The sequence below is a fragment of the Pseudomonas sp. G5(2012) genome, from assembly GCF_000408945.1.
Taxonomy (GTDB): domain Bacteria; phylum Pseudomonadota; class Gammaproteobacteria; order Pseudomonadales; family Pseudomonadaceae; genus Aquipseudomonas; species Aquipseudomonas umsongensis.
In genome coordinates this window covers 33260-51956 of sequence record NZ_APIO01000096.1, presented here as the reverse complement: position 1 = coordinate 51956, position 18697 = coordinate 33260, and the positions used below count along the sequence as shown (strand labels likewise).

At 61.1% G+C, this 18697-nt stretch carries 19 protein-coding genes; 4 read left to right on the top strand and 15 right to left on the bottom strand.

Annotated elements, in window-relative coordinates; translation table 11 throughout:
• Positions 1–37 precede the first annotated feature (37 nt).
• From PG5_RS25560 to PG5_RS25540, 5 genes are all read right to left on the bottom strand, one after another.
• Complete coding sequence (locus tag PG5_RS25560; protein WP_020799962.1) at positions 38–1348, bottom strand: MFS transporter; 1311 nt, start codon at positions 1346–1348, stop codon at positions 38–40.
• 153 nt (positions 1349–1501) lie between these two features.
• Entirely contained in the window at positions 1502–2650 is a 1149-nt protein-coding gene (gene dgoD, locus PG5_RS25555) for a galactonate dehydratase (RefSeq protein WP_020799961.1), read from the bottom strand.
• Between the two features lie 48 nt (positions 2651–2698).
• Positions 2699–3319 (bottom strand): 2-dehydro-3-deoxy-6-phosphogalactonate aldolase, encoded by a 621-nt coding sequence (locus tag PG5_RS25550; RefSeq protein ID WP_020799960.1) that lies wholly within the window; start codon positions 3317–3319, stop codon positions 2699–2701.
• Between the two features lie 19 nt (positions 3320–3338).
• Positions 3339–4331: a 2-dehydro-3-deoxygalactonokinase gene (locus tag PG5_RS25545; protein ID WP_020799959.1), complete on the bottom strand. Its 993-nt coding sequence runs from the start codon at positions 4329–4331 to the stop codon at positions 3339–3341.
• A 191-nt stretch (positions 4332–4522) separates the two neighbouring features.
• A complete protein-coding gene (locus tag PG5_RS25540; RefSeq protein ID WP_008065853.1) occupies positions 4523–5005 on the bottom strand; it encodes a GNAT family N-acetyltransferase in 483 nt (160 codons plus the stop codon).
• Between the two features lie 196 nt (positions 5006–5201).
• Between PG5_RS25540 and PG5_RS25535 the strand changes: the two genes are divergently transcribed.
• The 4 genes from PG5_RS25535 to PG5_RS25520 all read left to right on the top strand — a co-directional run bounded on the left by PG5_RS25535 (position 5202) and on the right by PG5_RS25520 (position 7531).
• The gene (locus tag PG5_RS25535; protein WP_020799958.1) at positions 5202–6407 is read left to right on the top strand and encodes an MFS transporter; all 1206 of its coding nucleotides are present in this window, start codon (positions 5202–5204) and stop codon (positions 6405–6407) included.
• A gap of 86 nt (positions 6408–6493) precedes the next feature.
• On the top strand, positions 6494–6829 hold the full coding sequence (locus PG5_RS25530) for a hypothetical protein (protein ID WP_033044175.1): 336 nt from the start codon (positions 6494–6496) through the stop codon (positions 6827–6829).
• Between the two features lie 39 nt (positions 6830–6868).
• Entirely contained in the window at positions 6869–7123 is a 255-nt protein-coding gene (locus tag PG5_RS25525) for a hypothetical protein (RefSeq protein ID WP_020799956.1), read from the top strand.
• A 27-nt stretch (positions 7124–7150) separates the two neighbouring features.
• Positions 7151–7531 carry a Rho termination factor N-terminal domain-containing protein gene (locus PG5_RS25520; RefSeq protein WP_020799955.1) on the top strand — a complete coding sequence of 127 codons (381 nt, stop codon included), beginning with the start codon at positions 7151–7153 and terminating at the stop codon, positions 7529–7531.
• 130 nt (positions 7532–7661) lie between these two features.
• Here PG5_RS25520 and PG5_RS25515 read toward each other — a convergent pair whose 3' ends face one another.
• From PG5_RS25515 to PG5_RS25470, 10 genes are all read right to left on the bottom strand, one after another.
• Positions 7662–8591, bottom strand: coding sequence for a PfkB family carbohydrate kinase (locus tag PG5_RS25515; RefSeq protein ID WP_020799954.1), 930 nt, complete (start codon positions 8589–8591; stop codon positions 7662–7664).
• The gene (locus PG5_RS25510) at positions 8584–10038 is read right to left on the bottom strand and encodes a cytosine permease (protein ID WP_020799953.1); all 1455 of its coding nucleotides are present in this window, start codon (positions 10036–10038) and stop codon (positions 8584–8586) included. The genes PG5_RS25515 and PG5_RS25510 overlap by 8 nt, the downstream gene beginning before the upstream one ends.
• 175 nt (positions 10039–10213) lie before the next feature.
• A complete protein-coding gene (locus tag PG5_RS25505) occupies positions 10214–11212 on the bottom strand; it encodes an ADP-ribosylglycohydrolase family protein (RefSeq protein WP_020799952.1) in 999 nt (332 codons plus the stop codon).
• Entirely contained in the window at positions 11209–11922 is a 714-nt protein-coding gene (locus PG5_RS25500) for a GntR family transcriptional regulator (protein WP_020799951.1), read from the bottom strand. Before PG5_RS25500 ends, PG5_RS25505 begins: the two co-directional genes overlap by 4 nt.
• Positions 11923–12120: 198 nt before the next feature.
• The gene (gene araH / locus PG5_RS25495) at positions 12121–13089 is read right to left on the bottom strand and encodes an L-arabinose ABC transporter permease AraH (protein ID WP_032832152.1); all 969 of its coding nucleotides are present in this window, start codon (positions 13087–13089) and stop codon (positions 12121–12123) included.
• A gap of 12 nt (positions 13090–13101) precedes the next feature.
• The gene (gene araG, locus PG5_RS25490; RefSeq protein ID WP_033043754.1) at positions 13102–14658 is read right to left on the bottom strand and encodes an L-arabinose ABC transporter ATP-binding protein AraG; all 1557 of its coding nucleotides are present in this window, start codon (positions 14656–14658) and stop codon (positions 13102–13104) included.
• 64 nt (positions 14659–14722) lie between these two features.
• Positions 14723–15727: a substrate-binding domain-containing protein gene (locus PG5_RS25485; RefSeq protein ID WP_020799949.1), complete on the bottom strand. Its 1005-nt coding sequence runs from the start codon at positions 15725–15727 to the stop codon at positions 14723–14725.
• Positions 15728–15826: 99 nt separating this feature from the next.
• Entirely contained in the window at positions 15827–16645 is an 819-nt protein-coding gene (locus PG5_RS25480) for an SDR family oxidoreductase (RefSeq protein WP_020799948.1), read from the bottom strand.
• A 268-nt stretch (positions 16646–16913) separates the two neighbouring features.
• On the bottom strand, positions 16914–17789 hold the full coding sequence (locus PG5_RS25475) for an SMP-30/gluconolactonase/LRE family protein (RefSeq protein WP_020799947.1): 876 nt from the start codon (positions 17787–17789) through the stop codon (positions 16914–16916).
• A 100-nt stretch (positions 17790–17889) separates the two neighbouring features.
• Positions 17890–18606, bottom strand: a complete 717-nt coding sequence (locus PG5_RS25470; protein WP_020799946.1) for a FadR/GntR family transcriptional regulator — start codon at positions 18604–18606, stop codon at positions 17890–17892.
• Positions 18607–18697: the final 91 nt, after the last annotated feature.

The window sequence follows — 18697 nt, the reverse complement described above, 5'->3', positions numbered from 1 at the left end:
GTGAACGGGCGGCATTATGGTCGCCCGCGGGTCACGACTACAACTTGATACGCTCGACCTTGCCCACCAGCAAGATGTAGGAAAGTGCACCGATCAACGCCAGGACCGAGATATAGGTAATGGCCGGGGCAAAGGAATCACCGCTGGCAAGGAAGCCGATGACGATCGGCGTGGCGATGGCCGACAGGTTGCCGATGAAGTTGAATACCCCACCGGTCAGCCCAAGCAGTCGCGCGGGAGCCAGGGTCGACACCAGCGACCAGGTGATCGAAGCCAGGCCGTTGCCGAAAAACGCCAGCGCGAGGAAGGCAATTACCAGCGGCGTCGACTCAACGAAGTTGGCGCCAATGATCGAAGTGGAAATCAGCAGGCCACTGATGATCGGCAACTTGCGGGCGAAGCCCACGGAGTAACCACGACGAATCAGAAAGTCCGAGAAGAAACCGGAGCACAGCACGCCGACGAACGCCGCGAGAAACGGCAGCGATGCCAGCAGTCCGGACTTGATGAAATCCATGCCGCGGTATTTCACCAGGTAGGTCGGGAACCACGTCAGGAAAAACCACAGGGTCGAGTTGAGGCAGAATTGGCCGAGGTAAATGCCCCAAAGTTTGCGCTTGGTGAGGACAATCCCCAGGTCGGTCCAGCTGAATTTGGCTTTGACCCTGGCTTGTTCGGCCTGGATGTCCACCAGCCCGCCGCCTTCGCGGATCAAGTCGATTTCGGCGTCGTTGGCGCCTTTGAAATCCCGGGGCTCGCGATACACCGCGTACCAGATCACCGCCCAGAGAATGCCCACTGCGCCGGTGGCCACGAACACCATGTGCCAGCCGAATTCATGCTGCAGCCAGGCCAATACCGGCGTCAGGAAAGCCAGGCCGACGAACTGTCCAGACGTGTAGAAACCGATGGCCGTGGCACGCTCACGCTCCGGGAACCAGGTGGTAACCACGCGACTGTTGATCGGATAGGCCGGCGCTTCCAGGGCACCGACCGCCATGCGCAATACGAACAGGGCGATGAAGCTGCCCGCGAAACCGAGCATGACCGTGGCAATCGACCATAACAGGAGTGCAGCGGTATACAGAATGCGCGGCGGCACCCGGTCCACCAGCCAGCCACCGGGAATCTGCATGGCGGCGTAGGTCCAGCCGAAGGCCGAGAAGATCAGGCCGACGTGTATTGGATCGATGCCCAGGTCGCTGGTCAGCGCTGGCGCAGCGATCGACAGGTTGCTGCGGTCCAGGTAGTTGATCACCACGGTGATGAACAACAGGACCATGATGAAAAAACGCTTGCGGCTGGGCGCCGCCAACGACGCCTGCCCGGTGAGGGTTTGCGGTTGCATGGGGAGTGCCTCTTTTTATGTTTATTGAGGTCGTGATCGTTCCCACGCTCTGCGTGGGAATGCAGCCAGGGACGCTCTGCGTCCCAAAAGCGGACGCAGAGCGTCCAGTGAGGTATTCCCACGCAGAGCGTGGGAACAATCACCGCGCAGGCATTACCACTCGGCAAAACTGCCGTCGGCATGGCGCCAGATCGGGTTGCGCCAGCGGTGGCCGACGGCGGCGCGTTCGATCACATATTCTTCGTTGATCTCGATGCCCAGACCCGGGCCGTTCGGGATTTTCACGAAGCCTTGGTCGTAGTCGAACACCCGTGGATCCTTCACATAGTCGAGCAGGTCGTTGCTCTCGTTGTAATGGATGCCCAGGCTCTGCTCCTGGATGAACGCGTTGTAGCAGACAGCGTCCAGTTGCAGGCACGCCGCCAGGGCAATCGGACCCAGCGGGCAATGCAGCGCCAACGCCACGTCGTAGGCTTCGGCCATATTGGCGATCTTGCGGGTTTCGGTGATGCCGCCCGCATGTGAAGCATCCGGCTGGATGATGTCGACGTAGCCCTCGCTGAGCACGCGCTTGAAATCCCAGCGCGAGAACAGCCGCTCACCCAGGGCAATCGGCGTGCTGGTCAGCGGTGCCAGCTCCTTAAGCGCTTCGTAGTTTTCGCTGAGCACCGGTTCTTCGATGAACATCAGCTTGTACGGATCGAGTTCCTTCATCAGCACCTTGGCCATGGGCTTGTGCACCCGGCCATGGAAGTCGACGCCAATGCCGACGTTCGGCCCGACCGCATCACGCACGGCAGCGACGTTGGCCAGGGCCAGGTCGACTTTGTCGAAGGTATCGAGGAACTGCAGCTCTTCGGTGCCATTCATTTTCACTGCGGTGAAACCCCGACTGACCGCTTCTTTCGCCGCTCGCGCAGTGTCTGCCGGGCGGTCGCCGCCGATCCACGAATACACGCGGATCTTGTCCCGCACCTGTCCACCCAGCAGGTCACTGACCGACACACCCAGCGCCTTGCCCTTGATGTCCCACAACGCCTGGTCGATGCCGGCCAGGGCACTCATGTGGATGGCGCCGCCACGGTAAAAGCCACCGCGGTACAGCACGGTCCAGATGTCTTCGATATTGCGTGGGTCTTTGCCGATCAGGTAGTCGGACAATTCTTCAACGGCAGCCGCGACAGTGTGAGCGCGGCCTTCGACTACGGGCTCGCCCCAGCCGGTCACGCCTTCATCGGTCTCGACCTTGAGGAAGCACCAGCGTGGCGGAACGATGAAGGTGGTCAGTTTGGTGATTTTCATCTGTCGGTCTCTCTTGTTAGATCCAGCGCTCGCAGCGCCAAAAAAGTCTTAGCGAAGGGCTTTCCAGGCAGCCACGTAGGCCTTGGCATTGGCCGCCACTTGCTCAGGGGTCATGCCCGGCTTGAACAACCCGGACCCGAGGCCGAAGCCTTTGACGCCCGCGTCGATAAACACCTGCATGTTGTCCGGGGTAATGCCACCGACGGGCGCCAGGATCGTTCCCGCCGGCAGCACCGCGAGCCAGGCCTTGACGACCGCCGGGCCCATTTGCTCGGCCGGGAACATCTTCAGCACATCAGCGCCCTCGGCCAGTGCCGCGAAGGCCTCGGTCGGGGTGGCGACACCGGGCGACAGATAAAGGCCAGCCGCTTTCGCCGCGCGCAAAACCTTCGGATCGCTGTGGGGCATGACGATCACCTGGCCGCCGGCCGCTTTCACTTGCTCGACCTGTTGCGGCGTCAGCACCGTGCCCGCGCCAATCAGGCAATCGGCGGGCAACGTACTGCGCAGGATGCGAATGCTTTCATACGGCTCCGGGGAGTTGAGCGGCACTTCGATGACGCGAAATCCGGCTTCATACAGGACTTCGCCGATAGCAGCGGCTTCTTGCGGGCGCAGGCCACGCAGGATCGCGATCAGCCCGTTTTGCGCCAGTGCGTGTTTGAGCATGTCAGGACTCCAGTCAGGGTTAACGATGTGGCGTGGGCGAGATCAGGCCGGCAGCCAGTGCCAGCTGCCACAACCCGCGTTCGGTGGCCTGTTCGGCCAACGTCACCCGCGCAAAACCGCAGGCATCGAGTGCGCGGCTGTAGCGGCTGCACAGTTGGGAATTGCCAATCAGGATGATCGAAGGCAGGTGCACACTGTTGCGTCGACGCCGCTGCACGCAGGCCAGGGCCGACAGTTCATGGCCGATCAACAGGCCGGACAAGTAATCCGCTTGCGCCGTGGCGCTGAGCTCGCCGGTCAGGCCGAGGCTGCGGGCGCTGAACAAGGTCGACAAGGGGCCTATTTCGCCGTCTGTCGACAACGCCACCTGTACGCCGCGATCGAACGCCTCGCCATCGAATGACGCGCCGCGCTGCTGGGTACGCCCCAGAATGCTGTGTTCGCTGAGCACGGCGAAGACTTCACCGGTCATGAAGGTATCGAAATGCACGATGCAGCCGTCGGCCACTTCCACCCATTTCGAATGGCTGCCTGGCAGGCCGATCAGTAGATCGGTGCCCGCCTCGCCTGCGATGTTCTGCAGTACGCCGAGCACTTGGGTTTCTTCGCCGCGCATCACGTTCGGCAAGCGCGAACGCTGGATCACCCCCGGCACGATGTGTACATCGACACCGCGAAGACTGCGAACGGTTTGCAGGGAAGTGCCGAGATTGGCGACGTTCGCCGGCGTGTCGCGATAAGCCGCCTCGCGCCAGCCCTGGGCGCTGCCCACCATGCCGCAGGCGATCACTGGCAAGTCGGGCTGTTCGTCGAGCCAATCGCCACAGGCCTGGTCAAAAGCCAGTTCAAAACCATCGACGCACTCTCGGCCGTTGATCATTCGCGCAGCCTTGGGCAACTGCATGATCCCCGACGACAGCGAGCGCTGTTCGAGCACCTGGCCGCCCGCGGCAAGTTTGTAGGCACGTAATGAGGTTGTCCCCCAATCGAGCGCGATTAATTGCGCCTGCATCGCTTCACCTGTTCTGTTTTTGGCAGTGAGTGAGGCGGACTATAAACCTTGGTGCCGCAAAATCTCAATATATAAATATCAATCCCATATATTGAGACAAGACAAAAAAAGATCGCAGCCTTCGGCAGCTACAGAATCGGGTTTACACGCGATTCATGGCGCTGCCGAAGGCTGCGATCTTTTAAACGGTATCAATTACCCTCGGCAAAATCCCGCAAGACGGCCCCGTCCATGCGGTAGCGCACCCACTCTTCCTGCGGCTGCGCGCCTAGGGATTTGTAGAAGTCGATAGCCGGGGTGTTCCACTCCAGCACGCTCCATTCGAAGCGCCCACAGTCGTTGGCACAGGCGATTTTCGCCAGGTGACGCAACAAGGTTTTACCCGCACCGCCACCGCGCTGTTCAGGTGTGATGTACAAATCTTCGAGGTACAGGCAGTTGCTGCCCAGCCACGTGGAGTAGCTGAAAAAAAACACCGCAAAACCGATGGGCACACCCTCGCGCAGGCAGATCAGGCCATGGGCCGTCGCCCCTTCACTGAACAGGCTGCGTTCGATGTCGGCGACACTGGCGATGACTTCATGGCGAGCACGTTCGTAGTCGGCCAGTTCAGTGATGAACGCGAGGATTTGCGGCGCGTCACTGGGGGTTGCCGGGCGGATTTCGATCGTCATGGACGTGCCTTGTCAGAAGTTGAAAACGCCATACTAAGGCGCCGCGAGAATTGTGGCGAGGGAGCAGGCTCCCTCGACCCCCATGCACCTTACTCCGGTCCACGCTAACCCTGGCATCGCGAACCTGAGACCTAACATGAACGCCTTGCATGATAGATAGATGACCTGCGTATTTATCGGGTCAAGGAACCGCGACATGTCCACTGCCACACCCCCAGTCTCCAGCAAATTGTTCGGCCTCTTTTGCCTGGCCAGTTACCTGCTCTCGCTGTCCTACGGTTCGACCTTTTTGCTGTCGCTGCTGATCGGCTCGCGCGGCGGCAACGAACACGACGCCGGCAGTGTAATTTCGGCGGCGATGCTGAGCACCTTTGCTGCGGTGATTGCGTCCGGTCACTTGTCCGACCTGCTCGGTGCCGCACGTTCGGTCGCGCTGTTCGGCCTATTGCTGGTGGTGGCCAGCCTGGGCTTCGCCTTGACGCCGGGCTTGGGCCATCTCCTGCTGTTTTTCGGGCTATTGCTGGGGTTGGGTTGGGGGGTGTTCTACACCCTCGGGCCGATCATTGTCGCGAGCCTGGTCACTCCCGTGCAACGGGCCAAATACTTCGCACTGCTGTCGGGCAGCATGATGACCGGGATCGGCAGCGGGCCCTTGCTGGGTCGCGTCGCAAGCGCCCTCGGCTTCCCGGTGACAGCCGCGTTTTATCTCGCTGCACTGGCCAGCCTGATCGGGGTTTTGCTGTTCTGGCAGCTCGATCGGCATCTGAAAAATGCATCGCTGGAATCGACGGCGGTTTCGCGGATTTCCTGGCGTGCAACGGCCCAGGTGCTGTCCTCCAGAGCGGTGTTTCCAATCATCATGGTCGGCCTCGGCGGTTGCGTTTTCGGTGGCCTGTCGAGTTTCCAGACCAGCTACGCAGCGGCGCGCTCGCTCGACTATTCGCTGTTCTTCCTGGGCTTCATGGGCGCGGCGATCAGCAGCCGCATGCTGATCGCAGGTTTCGTGGTCAAGCGTGATCCGTTGCGCGCTTCCTGCCTGCTGTCAGGCCTGATGCTGGGCTCGATCCTGCTGTTCGGCTTCGTGGTCGATGATGGCTTGAGCTACGTGGTCGCGGCGGCCATGCTCGGGGTCGGCTACGGGCTGACTTACTCGGTGATCAATGGCCTCGCCGCCAATGAAGCGCCGACCGGGACCACTGCGCAATCCTTGCTTTTGTTCAGCCTGTCGTACTTCATCGGCGTGTTCGGCTTTCCGTTGCTCGCCGGGAAAATCATCGTCGAACAAGGCATGGCCAACCTGCTACTTACCGTCATCGCGATCGCCCTGCTCAATTGGCTGATCACCCTGGGCCGATTGATCTGGCGTCACGTCTGCTCAACCCAGGCGATGCAACGAGTCTAGACCGTTCGTCGCTGATCAGGCACCAATTCAAAACGGGGGCGGACCAACATCAGGTAAGGACTCTTAATCAATGGAGACACCGCGCCATGCTCCCGACCAGGTTGACCGCCCTCGCCCTCGCTGTCCTGATGTCCCCGCTTGTCATCGCTGCCACGACCGCGTCCGGCACCGGCCCGACCAACCCGGTCGAAACACCCAGAGTTCCCGCCCTCCAGAGCGCCCCCGTGATCAACATCAACGGCACGGGCGTCGACAGCAACTTGCCGCCGTCGACCGGCACCGATCCGCGGATCCAGGGCAACGATGCAGGCCGCCAGGGCGGCCTGAACCTGCCCGATACCAAGACGCCCGATAAAGCCAGCCCCGGCATAGGTTCTACCACCACCGAAAGCCCGGGCTCAATAGGTGGCGCAAGCCAGTAGCTCGCCACTCTACCGACTCATCACAACGAAGAGGTAACCATGAACGCCGATAAAAACCTGGAAAAAGAAGTCCTGACCCGCCTGCTGCACGCCCACCCCAGCGGTCTGGGCAAGGAGGTGCTGGACAATTACCGTGGGGAGAAAGTCGTGGCCAGTACCCTCGCTGCACTGCAGGAGCGTGGACTGATCCAGCACGGCAACGTGCAATGCAACGAAGCCGGCGAACACTCGCTGAACCTGCCGATCAAACTCAGCGCTGCCGGCGTTGAAGCGGCACGCAAGCTGGATGTTTGAACCCACCAAGAAGCCAGGAGAAATCCCATGCCTCGTGGAAGCAAAGACAAATACACCGCCGAGCAGAAACGCAAGGCTGAACATATCGAAGACAGTTACGAGCGCAAAGGCGTGTCTAAGGACGAAGCCGAAGCGCGTGCCTGGGCGACCGTGAACAAACAGTCCGGCGGTGGTGAGCGTGCCGGTGGTTCAGGGCGCAAGAAGCCGGCCCGCGCCAAAGCGCAAGATCGAGAGGAATCGTCGCGACGTGCGGTGCTCAGCCGTGAAGGTCATTCGCGCAACAGCAAGGCTTCGCGCGAGGTGCAGACCGTCGACAGCCTGATGAAAGAAGCCCGGGCGAAGAATATTCCGGGCCGGTCCAGCATGCGCAAGCAGGAGTTGATCGAGGCGTTGCGCAAGGCTGGCTGATATATGTTGAATTCCAGGGCCTCTTCGCGAACAAGCCCGCTCCCACATTTGATCGCGTTTCTTCAGGTAGAATCCGGTCGAAATGTGGTAGCGAGCCTGCTCGCGAAGGCGTTCCGACGAAAGCGGTAGATCAGGCGCCGATACTCTTGCGGATCAACTCATCCACCTCAGCAGCCCCAGGCGAAGTCGCCGGCCCCCACCGGGTCACCGACAGCGCCGCGGCCGCATTGGCCCGTTGCGCGGCATCAAGCGCAGACAACCCCTGCGCCAACCCCGCCACGAACACCCCGGCATGGGCATCGCCGGCGCCATTGCTGTCTACCGCCTGCACCTTGAAGCCTGGTACATGTCGACGTTCGCCCGGCTGCTGAATCCAGCATCCTTGCGGCCCGTCGCGAACGACCATGAGCACATCGCGCGGCAAATATTCGACCAGACGATCCAACGCCTGGTCGATTTTCGTCGCGCCTGTAATCTTCAACGCTTCGGCGCTGTTACTGGTCCACACGTCGATGCGCGCCAGCAACGCCTGCATCAGCGGCGCATCCGGGGAATCCACCAACGGCCCCGGATCGAACACCACATTGATCCCGTTCGGCAACGCCAGCACCCAATCCACCAGCGCCCGCGCCTTCCCCGCCTGCAGGAGGCTGTAGCCGCTGACATAGACATAATCGCCCGCCTCGACCGGCACGCTGCCCAGGTCTTGCGCAGTCAATTCGCCTTCGGCACCGATGTAGGAAACGAAACTGCGTTCGGCCGAGGCGTCGGTGATGGCGACGCATAACCCGGTATCGCGCTCGGCGCGCTCAGCAATGCCGATCCGGATGCCTTCGGCGTTCATTGCTTCACGCGCCAGGTCGCCGAATCGCCCGGTGCCGTGGCGACCGAGGTAGACCACCGAAAGACCATTGCGCTGGGCGGCTGCCATCACATTAAAACCGCCGCCAGCCTGGAAACTCGCGGACTGCGCCAATACATCGCCCCCCGCTTGCGGCAGTTTATCCACGGCCATCACCAGGTCGATGATGACCTGGCCGGTGTGCAGCAACTTAGGCATGAGCATTCTCGATCAACGCGGCCCGACGATCCTTCGCCCCGCCAAGTACCCGATAAATGCCACCGGCGACCACGAAGGTCACGATCCAGCCGAGACCGTTATGCCCCAGCCACGAGTCGGACAGGAAGCCTTTGAACCAGACGTTTTCTGCCGTGGTGCCGATGGTGGTGAAACTGAAACCGAGCACGATCGCCACCGCCCAGGCACCGAACGCGCGCCACTCGACGCCGCCGTGATACCAGTAGGCACTAAGCGGGCTGACGTCCAGCAGGTCCTTGGGGCTGTAATAGTGACGATGAATCAGATCGACCACGAAGATCCCTACCCATGCCGTGATCGGCACCGCCAACAGGGAAATGAAGGTGATGAACGGGCCGTAGAAACTGTCGGCGATCAACATGAAGTAAATCGAACCGGCGAAAATCGCCACGATGTCTACCACCACGGCGTAGACGCGCTTGACTTTAAGACCGAGGGTCAGCGTGGTCAGGCCGGCGGAGTACACCGACAGGTTGTTCGACAGCAGCAGGCCACCGAACGCGGTGATCAGGTAGGGCACGGCCATCCAGGTCGGCAGCATGTCGCGGATGGCGATGATCGGGTCGGCGGCCTGGGCCAGGTCGTTGTTGCCCACCGACAACAGGCCTCCGACGGTGATCAACAGCACCAGTGGAATGCCCGCGCCGAACGCCGCTGACGCCACCAGGCGCACGGCCTCCACGCTGCGGTGCTGGTAGCGCGACATGTCCGCGCCAGCGTTGGCCCAGCCGATCCCGGTGCCGGCCGCCATGGTGCCGATACCGATGATCATCGCGCTCATCGGTGCCGGTGTGGCGTTGAACACCGCGCTCCAGTCGATGGTGGCGCAAAGAAAGCCGCCGACCAGGATATTCAGTGCCCCGAACACGTAGGTCGCCCACTTCTGGATCACCAGCAATGTGGCGTGACCGAGGCCGGAAACCGACAAGGTCAGCAGCACGAAAATCGCGATGAACACAAGGGTCAGCAGTGGCGCGCTTTTGGCCTCTACCGGCGAACCAAAAAGGATCGAGCACAGCGACAGCAGAACGAACGCGGCAGTGGTGGTATTGACGGTTTCCCAGCCCAGGCGCGACATCAGCGATACCAGGGTCGGGCCGATATTGCCGCGCACGCCGAAGATGGCGCGGGACAGGGTCAGGCTTGGCGCGCGGCCACGACGACCGGCGATGGATATGATCCCGACCACCGCGAAGGAACCGGCGGCACCGAGGATCGCGACGATGACTGCCTGCCAGATCGCCAACCCGCGAAACGCCACGAGGGTCGCGCCCAGCGGCAGGCCGAGAATGGAAATGTTGGCAGCGAACCAGACCCAGAACAGCTGCAGCGGATAACCATTGCACTCGGCCTCCGGCACCGGTTCGATGCCGCGGGTTTCCAGTTGCCCGGCGTTCGATGAACTCATGAAAAATGCTCCTGTTGCCATTTTTGTGGTTGTGGGCAATTCAGATATTGGGTGGCCCGCGACAATCCCCTGTAGGAGCTGCCGCAGGCTGCGATCTTTTGACCTTGATTTTCAGCGACCTCAAGGCCGCCAAGATCAAAAGATCGCAGCCTGCGGCAGCTCCTACAGGGGCTCCTCAGCGCAGGGTGAGGAGTCCTTTGACGAGGGGTTCAAGTTCCAGATCATTGACCGCCTTGACCTTCTCGATCATCACCACCGGCCAACTCTCCAACCCAAGGCAAGCCCCGAGCATCGCCCCCAGAATCGCCGCGATGGTGTCGGTGTCGCCACCCAGGCTGGCGGCCATGCACAGTGCATCAAAGGCATTCATTTCACCTATGGCCACTTGCTGGGCCAGGGCAAACGACACCACCACCGACTCCTGGGAAGCCACCGAGGTGCCGATCACGTCGTACAGCACATCGGCGAGCAACGCCTTGTCACTGTCGACGCTGATGCTGCGCGCCCAACTGATGCGCGAAGCGATTCGTCCGCCGGCTACCCAGTGACCATGGCCTTCGGCTTGCTGGGCGATTTGCTGGCCGAGGTTCAGCGCCTCGCCCAGGTCCATGCCGTTGATGCCGGCGGAAACCACCGCCGCCACCGCCGCTGCGCTGGAAATGCCCAGCGTGGTGTTGTGGGTGACCTGGCAGGCCTGCACCACGGCATCGATGAAGCGCTCGGCTTTGGACACATCCGCGGCAATCCCGACCGGCGTGATCCGCATCGCCGCGCCATTGGTAGTGCCGTACCGACCGGCTTCTTCGGGCGAGTGGCCGGCGAGGATCATTTCGATCGCGCGCTTGGTCGAAGGGCCGAGCAAGTCCTGCGAGCCCTTGGCCTGCATCACGGCTTCCCATTCGATCAAGCGCTGTGCGAGTACCGCGGGTTGGATGTTGCCTTGACCTTCGACCAACAATTGACCGACCAGAATGGCTTGTTCGGTGTCGTCGGTGATCGAGCCCTTGGGCATATTGGCGGCGATCGGCTGATCGGGACCGGCATCTTCAAGGCCGGTGATCTCGCCAAAGCGCGCCCGAATCTGGCTGCGGCTAAGGGATTGGGTCGGCATGCCAAGCGCATCGCCCAGGGCCAGGCCGTAGAACGCGCCTAGCGCACGATTGAGCGCAGTCATTTCGATGGTCCGAATTGCAGGTGCAGGCGAAAATGCACAGGATCGAGCAGGCTTTCCACCTGTTCCATGAAACGGTTTTTCCGGTCATAGGTGGTGCGCAAGGCCTTGAGGAAAACCGTGCCGACCGGCCGCCCCAACAGTTCGGCATCGGTGGCGTTCAACGGCTCGGCGCCGATCCATTGATCACCGCGCTCGCCGATATAGCCATAGGCGGCCAACGTGATGGTCAGCGAGTTATCGATCAAGCCAACCCGCGGCAGGCTTTCCAGGCCGCCGGTAGCAGGCATCAATGAGCGTTCAAGGGAGACCAGCGTGCCATCGTTGGAGCGGCGGCGACGGTCCAGGGTGATGAACTGGTCAGTGCCGAAACGCGGTAGCAGGTCGGGACGGCTCACGGCTTCCAGCCGCAACACTTCGGTATTGACCAGTGCGCCGCTGTCGGCAAGGGCCTGCGCCCAGCCGCTGCGCTGATCCAGTACCACCCCGTCGAAGGTGACGATTGAACCGACCCCGCTTTGCGTCGCAATGTAGTTGCGCCGTTTCAACTCGGCTAGCGCTTCACGCAAGGTTCCTCGGCTGACTTTGAATTCTTGAGCCAACTGATGCTCGCCCGGCAGATGAAAACCGTCCTCCATGAGGCCGCTTTCGATGCGCCGGATGAGTTCGTCGACCACCCGTTGTTTCTTGTCGAATCGTACCTGTCTAATCATGTACAAATTGATACCCGAAACGAGTTGCGACGGGCAAGGAATATTTACGGGAGATGACAGAAGGGAGTGCGGCTTGATCGTTCCCACGCTCTGCGTGGGAATGCAGCCCGGGACGCTCTGCGTCCCTTTCGAGAGCTGGAACGCGGAGCGTCCCTTGAGGCATTCCCACGCGGAGCGTGGGAATGATCAGTTGTGGGGTTAACGCTGCTTGAGGCGGTCGATGACGACGGCCAGCAGTAGGATCGAACCGCGAATCACATACTGATAGAAGGTATCGATGTTCTTCAGGTTCATCGCGTTCTCGATGATCGCCAGGATCAACACCCCGGCAATCACATGCCGGATCATGCCGATCCCGCCACTGAGCGACACGCCGCCGAGCACGCAGGCCGAGATCACCGTCAGCTCGAAACCCTGGCCAATCATCGGCTGGCCCGAGGTCATGCGCGATGCCAGGATCACCCCGGCCAGTGCACCGATCAGGCCGTGCACGGCGAAGATGATGATCTTGGTCCGGTCAACGTTGACCCCCGCCAGCAGCGCCGCTTCCTGGTTGCCGCCGATGGCCATGGTGTTGCGCCCGTAGGTGGTGTAGTTGAGTAACCAGCCAAAGAACAGGAAGCAGACGATGGTGATCAGGATCGGCACCGGAACGCCGAACAACTGGCCGTTGCCGAACACGAAGAACGACTCCTGGGACACCCCCACCGCCTTGCCATTGGCAAAGATGTAGGCCAGGCCGCGCACGATCTGCATGGTCGCCAGCGTGGTGATCAGCGCATTGACTCGCAGCTTGGCAATCACGATGCCGTTGATCAGGCCGACGATCAGCCCCATCGCCAGCGCCGCGCTGACACCGAGAAAGACGCTGTCGGTGTCGCGCATCACCACGGCGGCAACCACCCCGGCGCAGGCGATCACCGACCCCACCGACAAGTCGAAATGCCCGGACGCCAGGCAGTACAACATGGTGCATGCCGCGATCCCGGTGGTGGAAATCGCCAGGCCCAGGCCGCGCATGTTCAATGGCGAGAGGAAGTTGTCGATCAGCAAGGTGCAGAGCACGAAGATACCGACGGCCGCCAGCAGCATCACCCAGTCATCGAGAAAGCGCCGCAGGTCCAGGGGTTTGCGTGCAGTCGGCAGGGTTTCGTTTTGGGTTGTCATCATAGTCACCTCTCAGTTCGCCACGCCGTCAGCGCGTTGGCGCGGCAAAGCCAGTTGCAGCAGGTTGGATTCATTGGCCTGTTCGCGGCTCAGTTCGCCGCGCAGTGCGCCTTCGCACAACACCAGGATGCGGTCGGAAATGCCCATCACTTCCATCAGGTCGCTGGACACCACGATCACCGCAATGCCGCTGGCGGCCAGGTTATGGATGATCTGGTAGATTTCGGCCTTGGCGCCGATGTCGATGCCACGGGTGGGCTCGTCGAGCAGCAGGACTTTCATTGGCATCGACAGCCAGCGACCGAGAATGGCCTTCTGCTGGTTGCCACCGGACAGGAACTTGATCTGTTGCCCGGCGTGTGGCGTTTTTACCTTCAGCGCCTTGATCTGCTTGTCGGCGTTGCCCTTCTCCCACAGGCCACGCAACAGGCAACCAAAGGTTGAATGCGCACCACGGGCGCTGATGTTGATGTTCTCGGCGACGCTTGCCAGCGGCAGGATGCCCTCCTTCTTGCGGTCTTCGGGACAGAGCAGGATCCCGGCCGCAATCGCATCCCGGGGCGAGCGCAGTTTCAGTTCATGGCCGCGCAGTTCAAGACGGCCGGCGCTGTTGCGTTCCAGCCCGCTAAGCAGGCGAAACAATTCCGTGCGCCCCGCGCCGACCAGGCCGAACAAGCCAAGGATCTCGCCCTTGTGCGCATCGAAACTCACCGGTTCGCGCAGGCCTGGCCCGAGCAGGCGGTCGACCTTCAACGCCACCGCGCCGCGCTGGCGCGGGCGGTAATCGTAGATGTCCTGAATGTCCCGACCGACCATGCAGGTGACCAACTGATCATGGGTCAACTCGCTCATGTCTTCGAAGGTGCGCACGTAACGGCCGTCCTTGAACACCGTCACCGCGTTGCAGATGCGGAACACTTCCTCCATGCGATGGGAGACGTAGAGCACCACTTTGCCTTCATCGCGCAGCCGACCGATGATCGCCATCAAGCGGTCGATCTCCCGCGCCGAAAGACTGCTGGTGGGCTCGTCGAAAGCAATGACATGCGCGCCACGGGACAAGGCCTTGGCGATCTCGACCAGCTGCCGCTGACCGAGCGACAGGCGCCCGACTTTCTCCTGCGGGTCGATTTCGTCGGCCAGCCCCCTGAGACAGGCCAGGGCTTGCTGGCGCAAAGTTGCGCGATTGATCAAACCGAAACTGGCCGGCAAGTGACCGAGAAACAGATTTTCCGCCACGGTCATTTCCGGCACCAGGTGCAGTTCCTGATGAATCACCGCGACCCCGCTGCCAATGCTGTCGGCCGTGGACTTGAACGCCATCGTCTGGCCGCCTATCTGCAGGTCGCCACTGCTCGGGGTGTAGGCGCCGCCGAGGATTTTCAGCAGGGTCGACTTGCCGGCACCGTTCTCGCCCATCAAGGCATGAACCTGCCCCGGATGGGCGACGAAGTTAATGTTGTCCAGCGCCTTCACACCGGGAAAGGTTTTGCCGATCCCGTTGAAGCGCAAGCTGCCACTGCCACTCAAAGAGCTGCCGGTGTGTTGTTGTACTTGTGTTTGCGCCATAACCACCTCATCGCACAGATCAGGCAACCCCGTTGCCAGGGTCACCGATGAAATCAACCGGCCCTCAGTTCCACAGGCCGATCTTTTCCAGTTCCTGCTTGAAGTTGTCTCGCGTGATCAGTGTCACGTCGTCCATGGCGGTGTATTTCGCCGGTTCTTTGCCGCTGGTGACCCACTCGTACATCATGCTGGCGGTGTTGTAGCCCTCGATGTGCGGGCTTGGCAGCATCGACCCGTAGAAGCCGCTGTCGGGTTTCTTAAGCTCGCCAATGGCGTCGGTGCCGTTGATGCCGATGCCGATCACGTTCGCCGCGGCAAAGCCGGCGGCTTCCGTGGCACGCACGCCGCCCAGCACGGTGTTGTCGTTCATGCCGCCGATGATCAGGTTCTTCGCCGCGCTCGGTAGCTTCACCAGTGCCGAGTTGGTGGCGTCCATGCTGCCCGGTACGTCGAGGGTTTTCAGGGCCGTGAACAGGATGTGGTCTTTGGGCATGCCGGCATCTTCCAGCGCCTTGACCGAGCCGTCGGTGCGTTTCTTGCCGGTGTCGAGTTCGTTGAAGGTGTTGATCACCGCATAGGTGTCTTTCCACTCCCAGCCGCGCTTCTTCGCCTCGGTGGCCATGGCGCTGCCCTGCTTCTGGCCGACTTCAAAGGCGGCCATGCCCAGGTAAGGGACGTCCTCCATGAACTTGCCGCTGGCATCGACGAAGCGGTCATCCACGGCGATCACTTTCAAGCCATTGAGCTTGGCCTTGGCCATGATTGCAGGGCCCAGGGACACGTCCGGCGGGCAGATCACGAAACCCTTGGCACCGTTGGCCGCCAGGCTGTCGATGGCCGACAGGGTTTTCTCACCGTCAGGCACGGCGATCTTGATCAGGGTGAAGCCCTTTTCCTTGCCAGCCTTTTCAGCGAAGGCCCATTCGGTCTGGAACCAGGGCTCCTCCGCTTGCTTGACCAGGAATCCGATTTTCACTTCCTCAGCCGCCAGCAGCGTGCTGCTCAGGCTGAACGCGCTGACCGCCACGGCGGCGCAGCATAGGGAACGGATGGCATGACGACGATTCATAAGCTGACTCCTTGTTGTTTTTGTTGAGCGTAGTGCCAATAGTCATATCGTATGATGATTGAATTTCAGGCGCAGTTTTGCACCTGAGACCCGGATGACCTAGTCGTGGTACATCACTGAGCGCCCGCCATCGATGGTGATGCACGAAGCGTTGATGAACGGTGCTTCATCACTGGCCAGGAACACCGCGGTCATGGCCACCTCGATTGGCTGGCCGATGCGCCGCGGCGGGTGCAGGTCGAAGGCGCGCTGACGTTCGGCATGGGGGTCGGCAAAGCCGTTCCAGTAGTCGACGTTCAATTGGGTTTCGATGTAGCCCGGCGCGATGGCGTTGACGCGAATGCCCTTGGGTGCGTATTCGATACCCAGGGCGCGGGTCAGGCCGAGCAGGCCGTGCTTGGCTACCGGATAAGGGAAGCAGCCTGGAATGATGTGGGTGGAATGGGTGGAAGCGATGTTGATGATGCTGCCGATGCCTTGCTCGATCATCTGCGGCAATACAGCCTTGCAACCGTACCAGGCACCGTCCAGGTCAATGGCGAAGCAGCGACGCCAGTCTTCCTCGGTCATTTCCAACGGATCTCGGAACACGTTGACCCCGGCGCAGTTGACCAGCACGTCGATCCGCCCGTGAAGCTCAACCGCCAGCCTGGCCATCGCCTGCAAGTCCTGCTGCTGGGAAACGTCGGCCTTGATCGCCACTACGTCAGCCCCTTTGCCCCGCCACTGTGCCGCGACGTTTTCGACTTTTTCGGCCTGGATATCGCTGATGACCAGCTTGGCCTGCTGGGAAGCGAAGGTCGCTACGATCGCCTCACCGATGCCCTGGGCGGCGCCGGTCAACAGTACGACTTTGTTTTTCAGGCGCTCGCCCTTGGGTGGCTCGGGCACCGGTGGTAACGAAAGAGGTTCAGCCATGGATCAGGACTCCTGTTCGAAAGCACGACGAAAACCGGACGTCAGGTCCGGTCAAAAGGGCGTTGAGGAAGCAACAGGCAGGCGCGAAACGTTTCAGCATCGGGGTGCTTTGAAACGCGGACTCCACGAGGGAGTGCGGGGGAATATCGCTGCATCACTTCACCTGTTTTGTTTTTGTAAGTGTGAATGCGTGTAACTGATGGCGCCGACTATAAACCCGACGCGCAGGAAATCTCAATATATATATTCGCATCCCATATTTAGGGATTTAACCTGAAAATCGGCTACAGGACTTTCCTGCAACGTCGACGCGAATCGCCAGCACTGCCCCATCCAGCGGATGCCCAAGGGGGCTCGCGGCGCTGGTGATGTACAGGGTTTTCAAGTCCGCATCGCCAAATACGCAACTGGTCGGACGGCTGACGGGCAGTTCGATTACCCGATCGACCTGCCCGTCAGGTGTCAGCCTGAGCAGGCAACTGCCGTCCCATCGGGCATTCCAGACAAAACCCTCGGCGTCCATTGCCGAGCCGTCCGGGCCGCCGAGTGGATGAGGACCGAACCAGGCCTGTGCCGGGTCAAGATGGCCATCGGCACGAATAAAGTATCTGCACAACGTGCCGTCGAGACTGTCACCGAAATAGACGGTAGTGGCGTCGTCGCTCCACAACAATGTATTGGGGATACCCAGTCCACGCAGCAGTGGCGTGACCCGCGCATCGCTATCGATTCGGAACAGGCAACCGCAACGCCGTTCGACGGGCAGGTCTTCGCCCTGCTCGCCGATGTTGTTCTGCATGGTGCCAAGCCACAGCCTGCCCTGGGCATCGCAGCGGGCTTCGTTCGCGCGGTTACCAGGCTGCGGATCCGCGACGCAAAACAAGCTCAGTCGCGGTTCCAACCCCGGGGAATCAAGGTCAAGCCGATACACGCCGCTGCTCAAGGTCACCAGCGCATCACCGCTCGCACAGGGGATGAACGCCGACACATGCTCCGGCATCTGCCAGATCTGCACGTTGGCGCCGATCAACCGCAGCGCCTGTTTGCCGGCAATGTCCACCCAGTAAAGCGCCTGGGTCGGCGCATCCCAGAACGGACCTTCGCCGAGTTGCGCCCGGTGCTCGGTAACCGCAGTCAACGTCATGAAACCTCCTGCTTTTTTATTGTTTTTCGGTAGGAGCCGGCTGGCTGGCGATAGCGTCCTTCAAGAGCCGCATCGCCAGCAAGCCAGCTTCTACAGGTTGTCAGCCGGCTTTTTTTCCGGCCATGACCTGCGGGTAATAGCGCTTGATCGCCAGGTCGGCGTTATCGATCAGGGTCATGCAGGCCCACACACCCCGCGCGGTGTCCCGGGCGGCGATGGCGTCGGCCAGGTCTTTATGAATGGGCAAGGTGCGGCGCAGCTCGTCGGGGTTGGCGGCGGACACTTCGAAACACACTGCCAACAGCGCGCCCAGGGCCGGGACCATTTGCTCGATGAATTGATTGTGGCTGGCAGCGAGAATGCACTCGTGGAAGAGCTGGTCGGCGCGGTTGTAATCGACTCCGCTGTCCACCGCTCGCGCCAATGCGTTGTAGGCTCGTAAAATGGCATCGAGCTGTTCGGCGGTCGCACGCTCGCAAGCCCAGCGCACGGCCATCGGTTCGATGGTGCGGCGCAAGTCGAGCAAGTCATCGACGAAGTTTTCCGGCAAGCCGCTGCGTGACAGCCAACCTACGACCTGTGGATCGAAGAGGTTCCAGCGCCGTACCGGCAACACCCGCGTACCGACTTTCGGCCCGACTTCGAGCATGCCCTTGGCAACCAGGGTCTTGATGGCTTCGCGGATAACGGTGCGACTGACACCCAGTTGTTCGCCGAGGTCAGCTTCGACCTTGAGCGTCTCCCCCGGCTTGACGTGCCGGGCAGCGATCCAGCAGCCCAGCCAATCGACCGTCGAGGCGTGAAAACTGCTGGACATGGACACCTCAAAACCGTTTGTGATGGGTGTCCACGCTAATCATCATATGATTGGCTGTCAAATTGATTTTGTGAGGAACTGCCGAAATTCA

What these genes read in the sequence shown, in the direction of transcription:
- araH (WP_032832152.1), bottom strand. Translation starts at nt 13,089, where the DNA reads ATGACAACCCAAAACGAAACCCTGCCGACTGCACGCAAACCCCTGGAC.
- PG5_RS25530 (WP_033044175.1), top strand. Translation starts at nt 6,494, where the DNA reads ATGCTCCCGACCAGGTTGACCGCCCTCGCCCTCGCTGTCCTGATGTCC.
- PG5_RS25545 (WP_020799959.1), bottom strand. Translation starts at nt 4,331, where the DNA reads ATGCAGGCGCAATTAATCGCGCTCGATTGGGGGACAACCTCATTACGT.
- PG5_RS25535 (WP_020799958.1), top strand. Translation starts at nt 5,202, where the DNA reads ATGTCCACTGCCACACCCCCAGTCTCCAGCAAATTGTTCGGCCTCTTT.
- PG5_RS25540 (WP_008065853.1), bottom strand. Translation starts at nt 5,005, where the DNA reads ATGACGATCGAAATCCGCCCGGCAACCCCCAGTGACGCGCCGCAAATC.
- PG5_RS25550 (WP_020799960.1), bottom strand. Translation starts at nt 3,319, where the DNA reads ATGCTCAAACACGCACTGGCGCAAAACGGGCTGATCGCGATCCTGCGT.
- PG5_RS25485 (WP_020799949.1), bottom strand. Translation starts at nt 15,727, where the DNA reads ATGAATCGTCGTCATGCCATCCGTTCCCTATGCTGCGCCGCCGTGGCG.
- PG5_RS25520 (WP_020799955.1), top strand. Translation starts at nt 7,151, where the DNA reads ATGCCTCGTGGAAGCAAAGACAAATACACCGCCGAGCAGAAACGCAAG.
- PG5_RS25470 (WP_020799946.1), bottom strand. Translation starts at nt 18,606, where the DNA reads ATGTCCAGCAGTTTTCACGCCTCGACGGTCGATTGGCTGGGCTGCTGG.
- PG5_RS25480 (WP_020799948.1), bottom strand. Translation starts at nt 16,645, where the DNA reads ATGGCTGAACCTCTTTCGTTACCACCGGTGCCCGAGCCACCCAAGGGC.
- dgoD (WP_020799961.1), bottom strand. Translation starts at nt 2,650, where the DNA reads ATGAAAATCACCAAACTGACCACCTTCATCGTTCCGCCACGCTGGTGC.
- PG5_RS25500 (WP_020799951.1), bottom strand. Translation starts at nt 11,922, where the DNA reads ATGATTAGACAGGTACGATTCGACAAGAAACAACGGGTGGTCGACGAA.
- PG5_RS25560 (WP_020799962.1), bottom strand. Translation starts at nt 1,348, where the DNA reads ATGCAACCGCAAACCCTCACCGGGCAGGCGTCGTTGGCGGCGCCCAGC.
- araG (WP_033043754.1), bottom strand. Translation starts at nt 14,658, where the DNA reads ATGGCGCAAACACAAGTACAACAACACACCGGCAGCTCTTTGAGTGGC.
- PG5_RS25525 (WP_020799956.1), top strand. Translation starts at nt 6,869, where the DNA reads ATGAACGCCGATAAAAACCTGGAAAAAGAAGTCCTGACCCGCCTGCTG.
- PG5_RS25510 (WP_020799953.1), bottom strand. Translation starts at nt 10,038, where the DNA reads ATGAGTTCATCGAACGCCGGGCAACTGGAAACCCGCGGCATCGAACCG.
- PG5_RS25505 (WP_020799952.1), bottom strand. Translation starts at nt 11,212, where the DNA reads ATGACTGCGCTCAATCGTGCGCTAGGCGCGTTCTACGGCCTGGCCCTG.
- PG5_RS25515 (WP_020799954.1), bottom strand. Translation starts at nt 8,591, where the DNA reads ATGCCTAAGTTGCTGCACACCGGCCAGGTCATCATCGACCTGGTGATG.
- PG5_RS25475 (WP_020799947.1), bottom strand. Translation starts at nt 17,789, where the DNA reads ATGACGTTGACTGCGGTTACCGAGCACCGGGCGCAACTCGGCGAAGGT.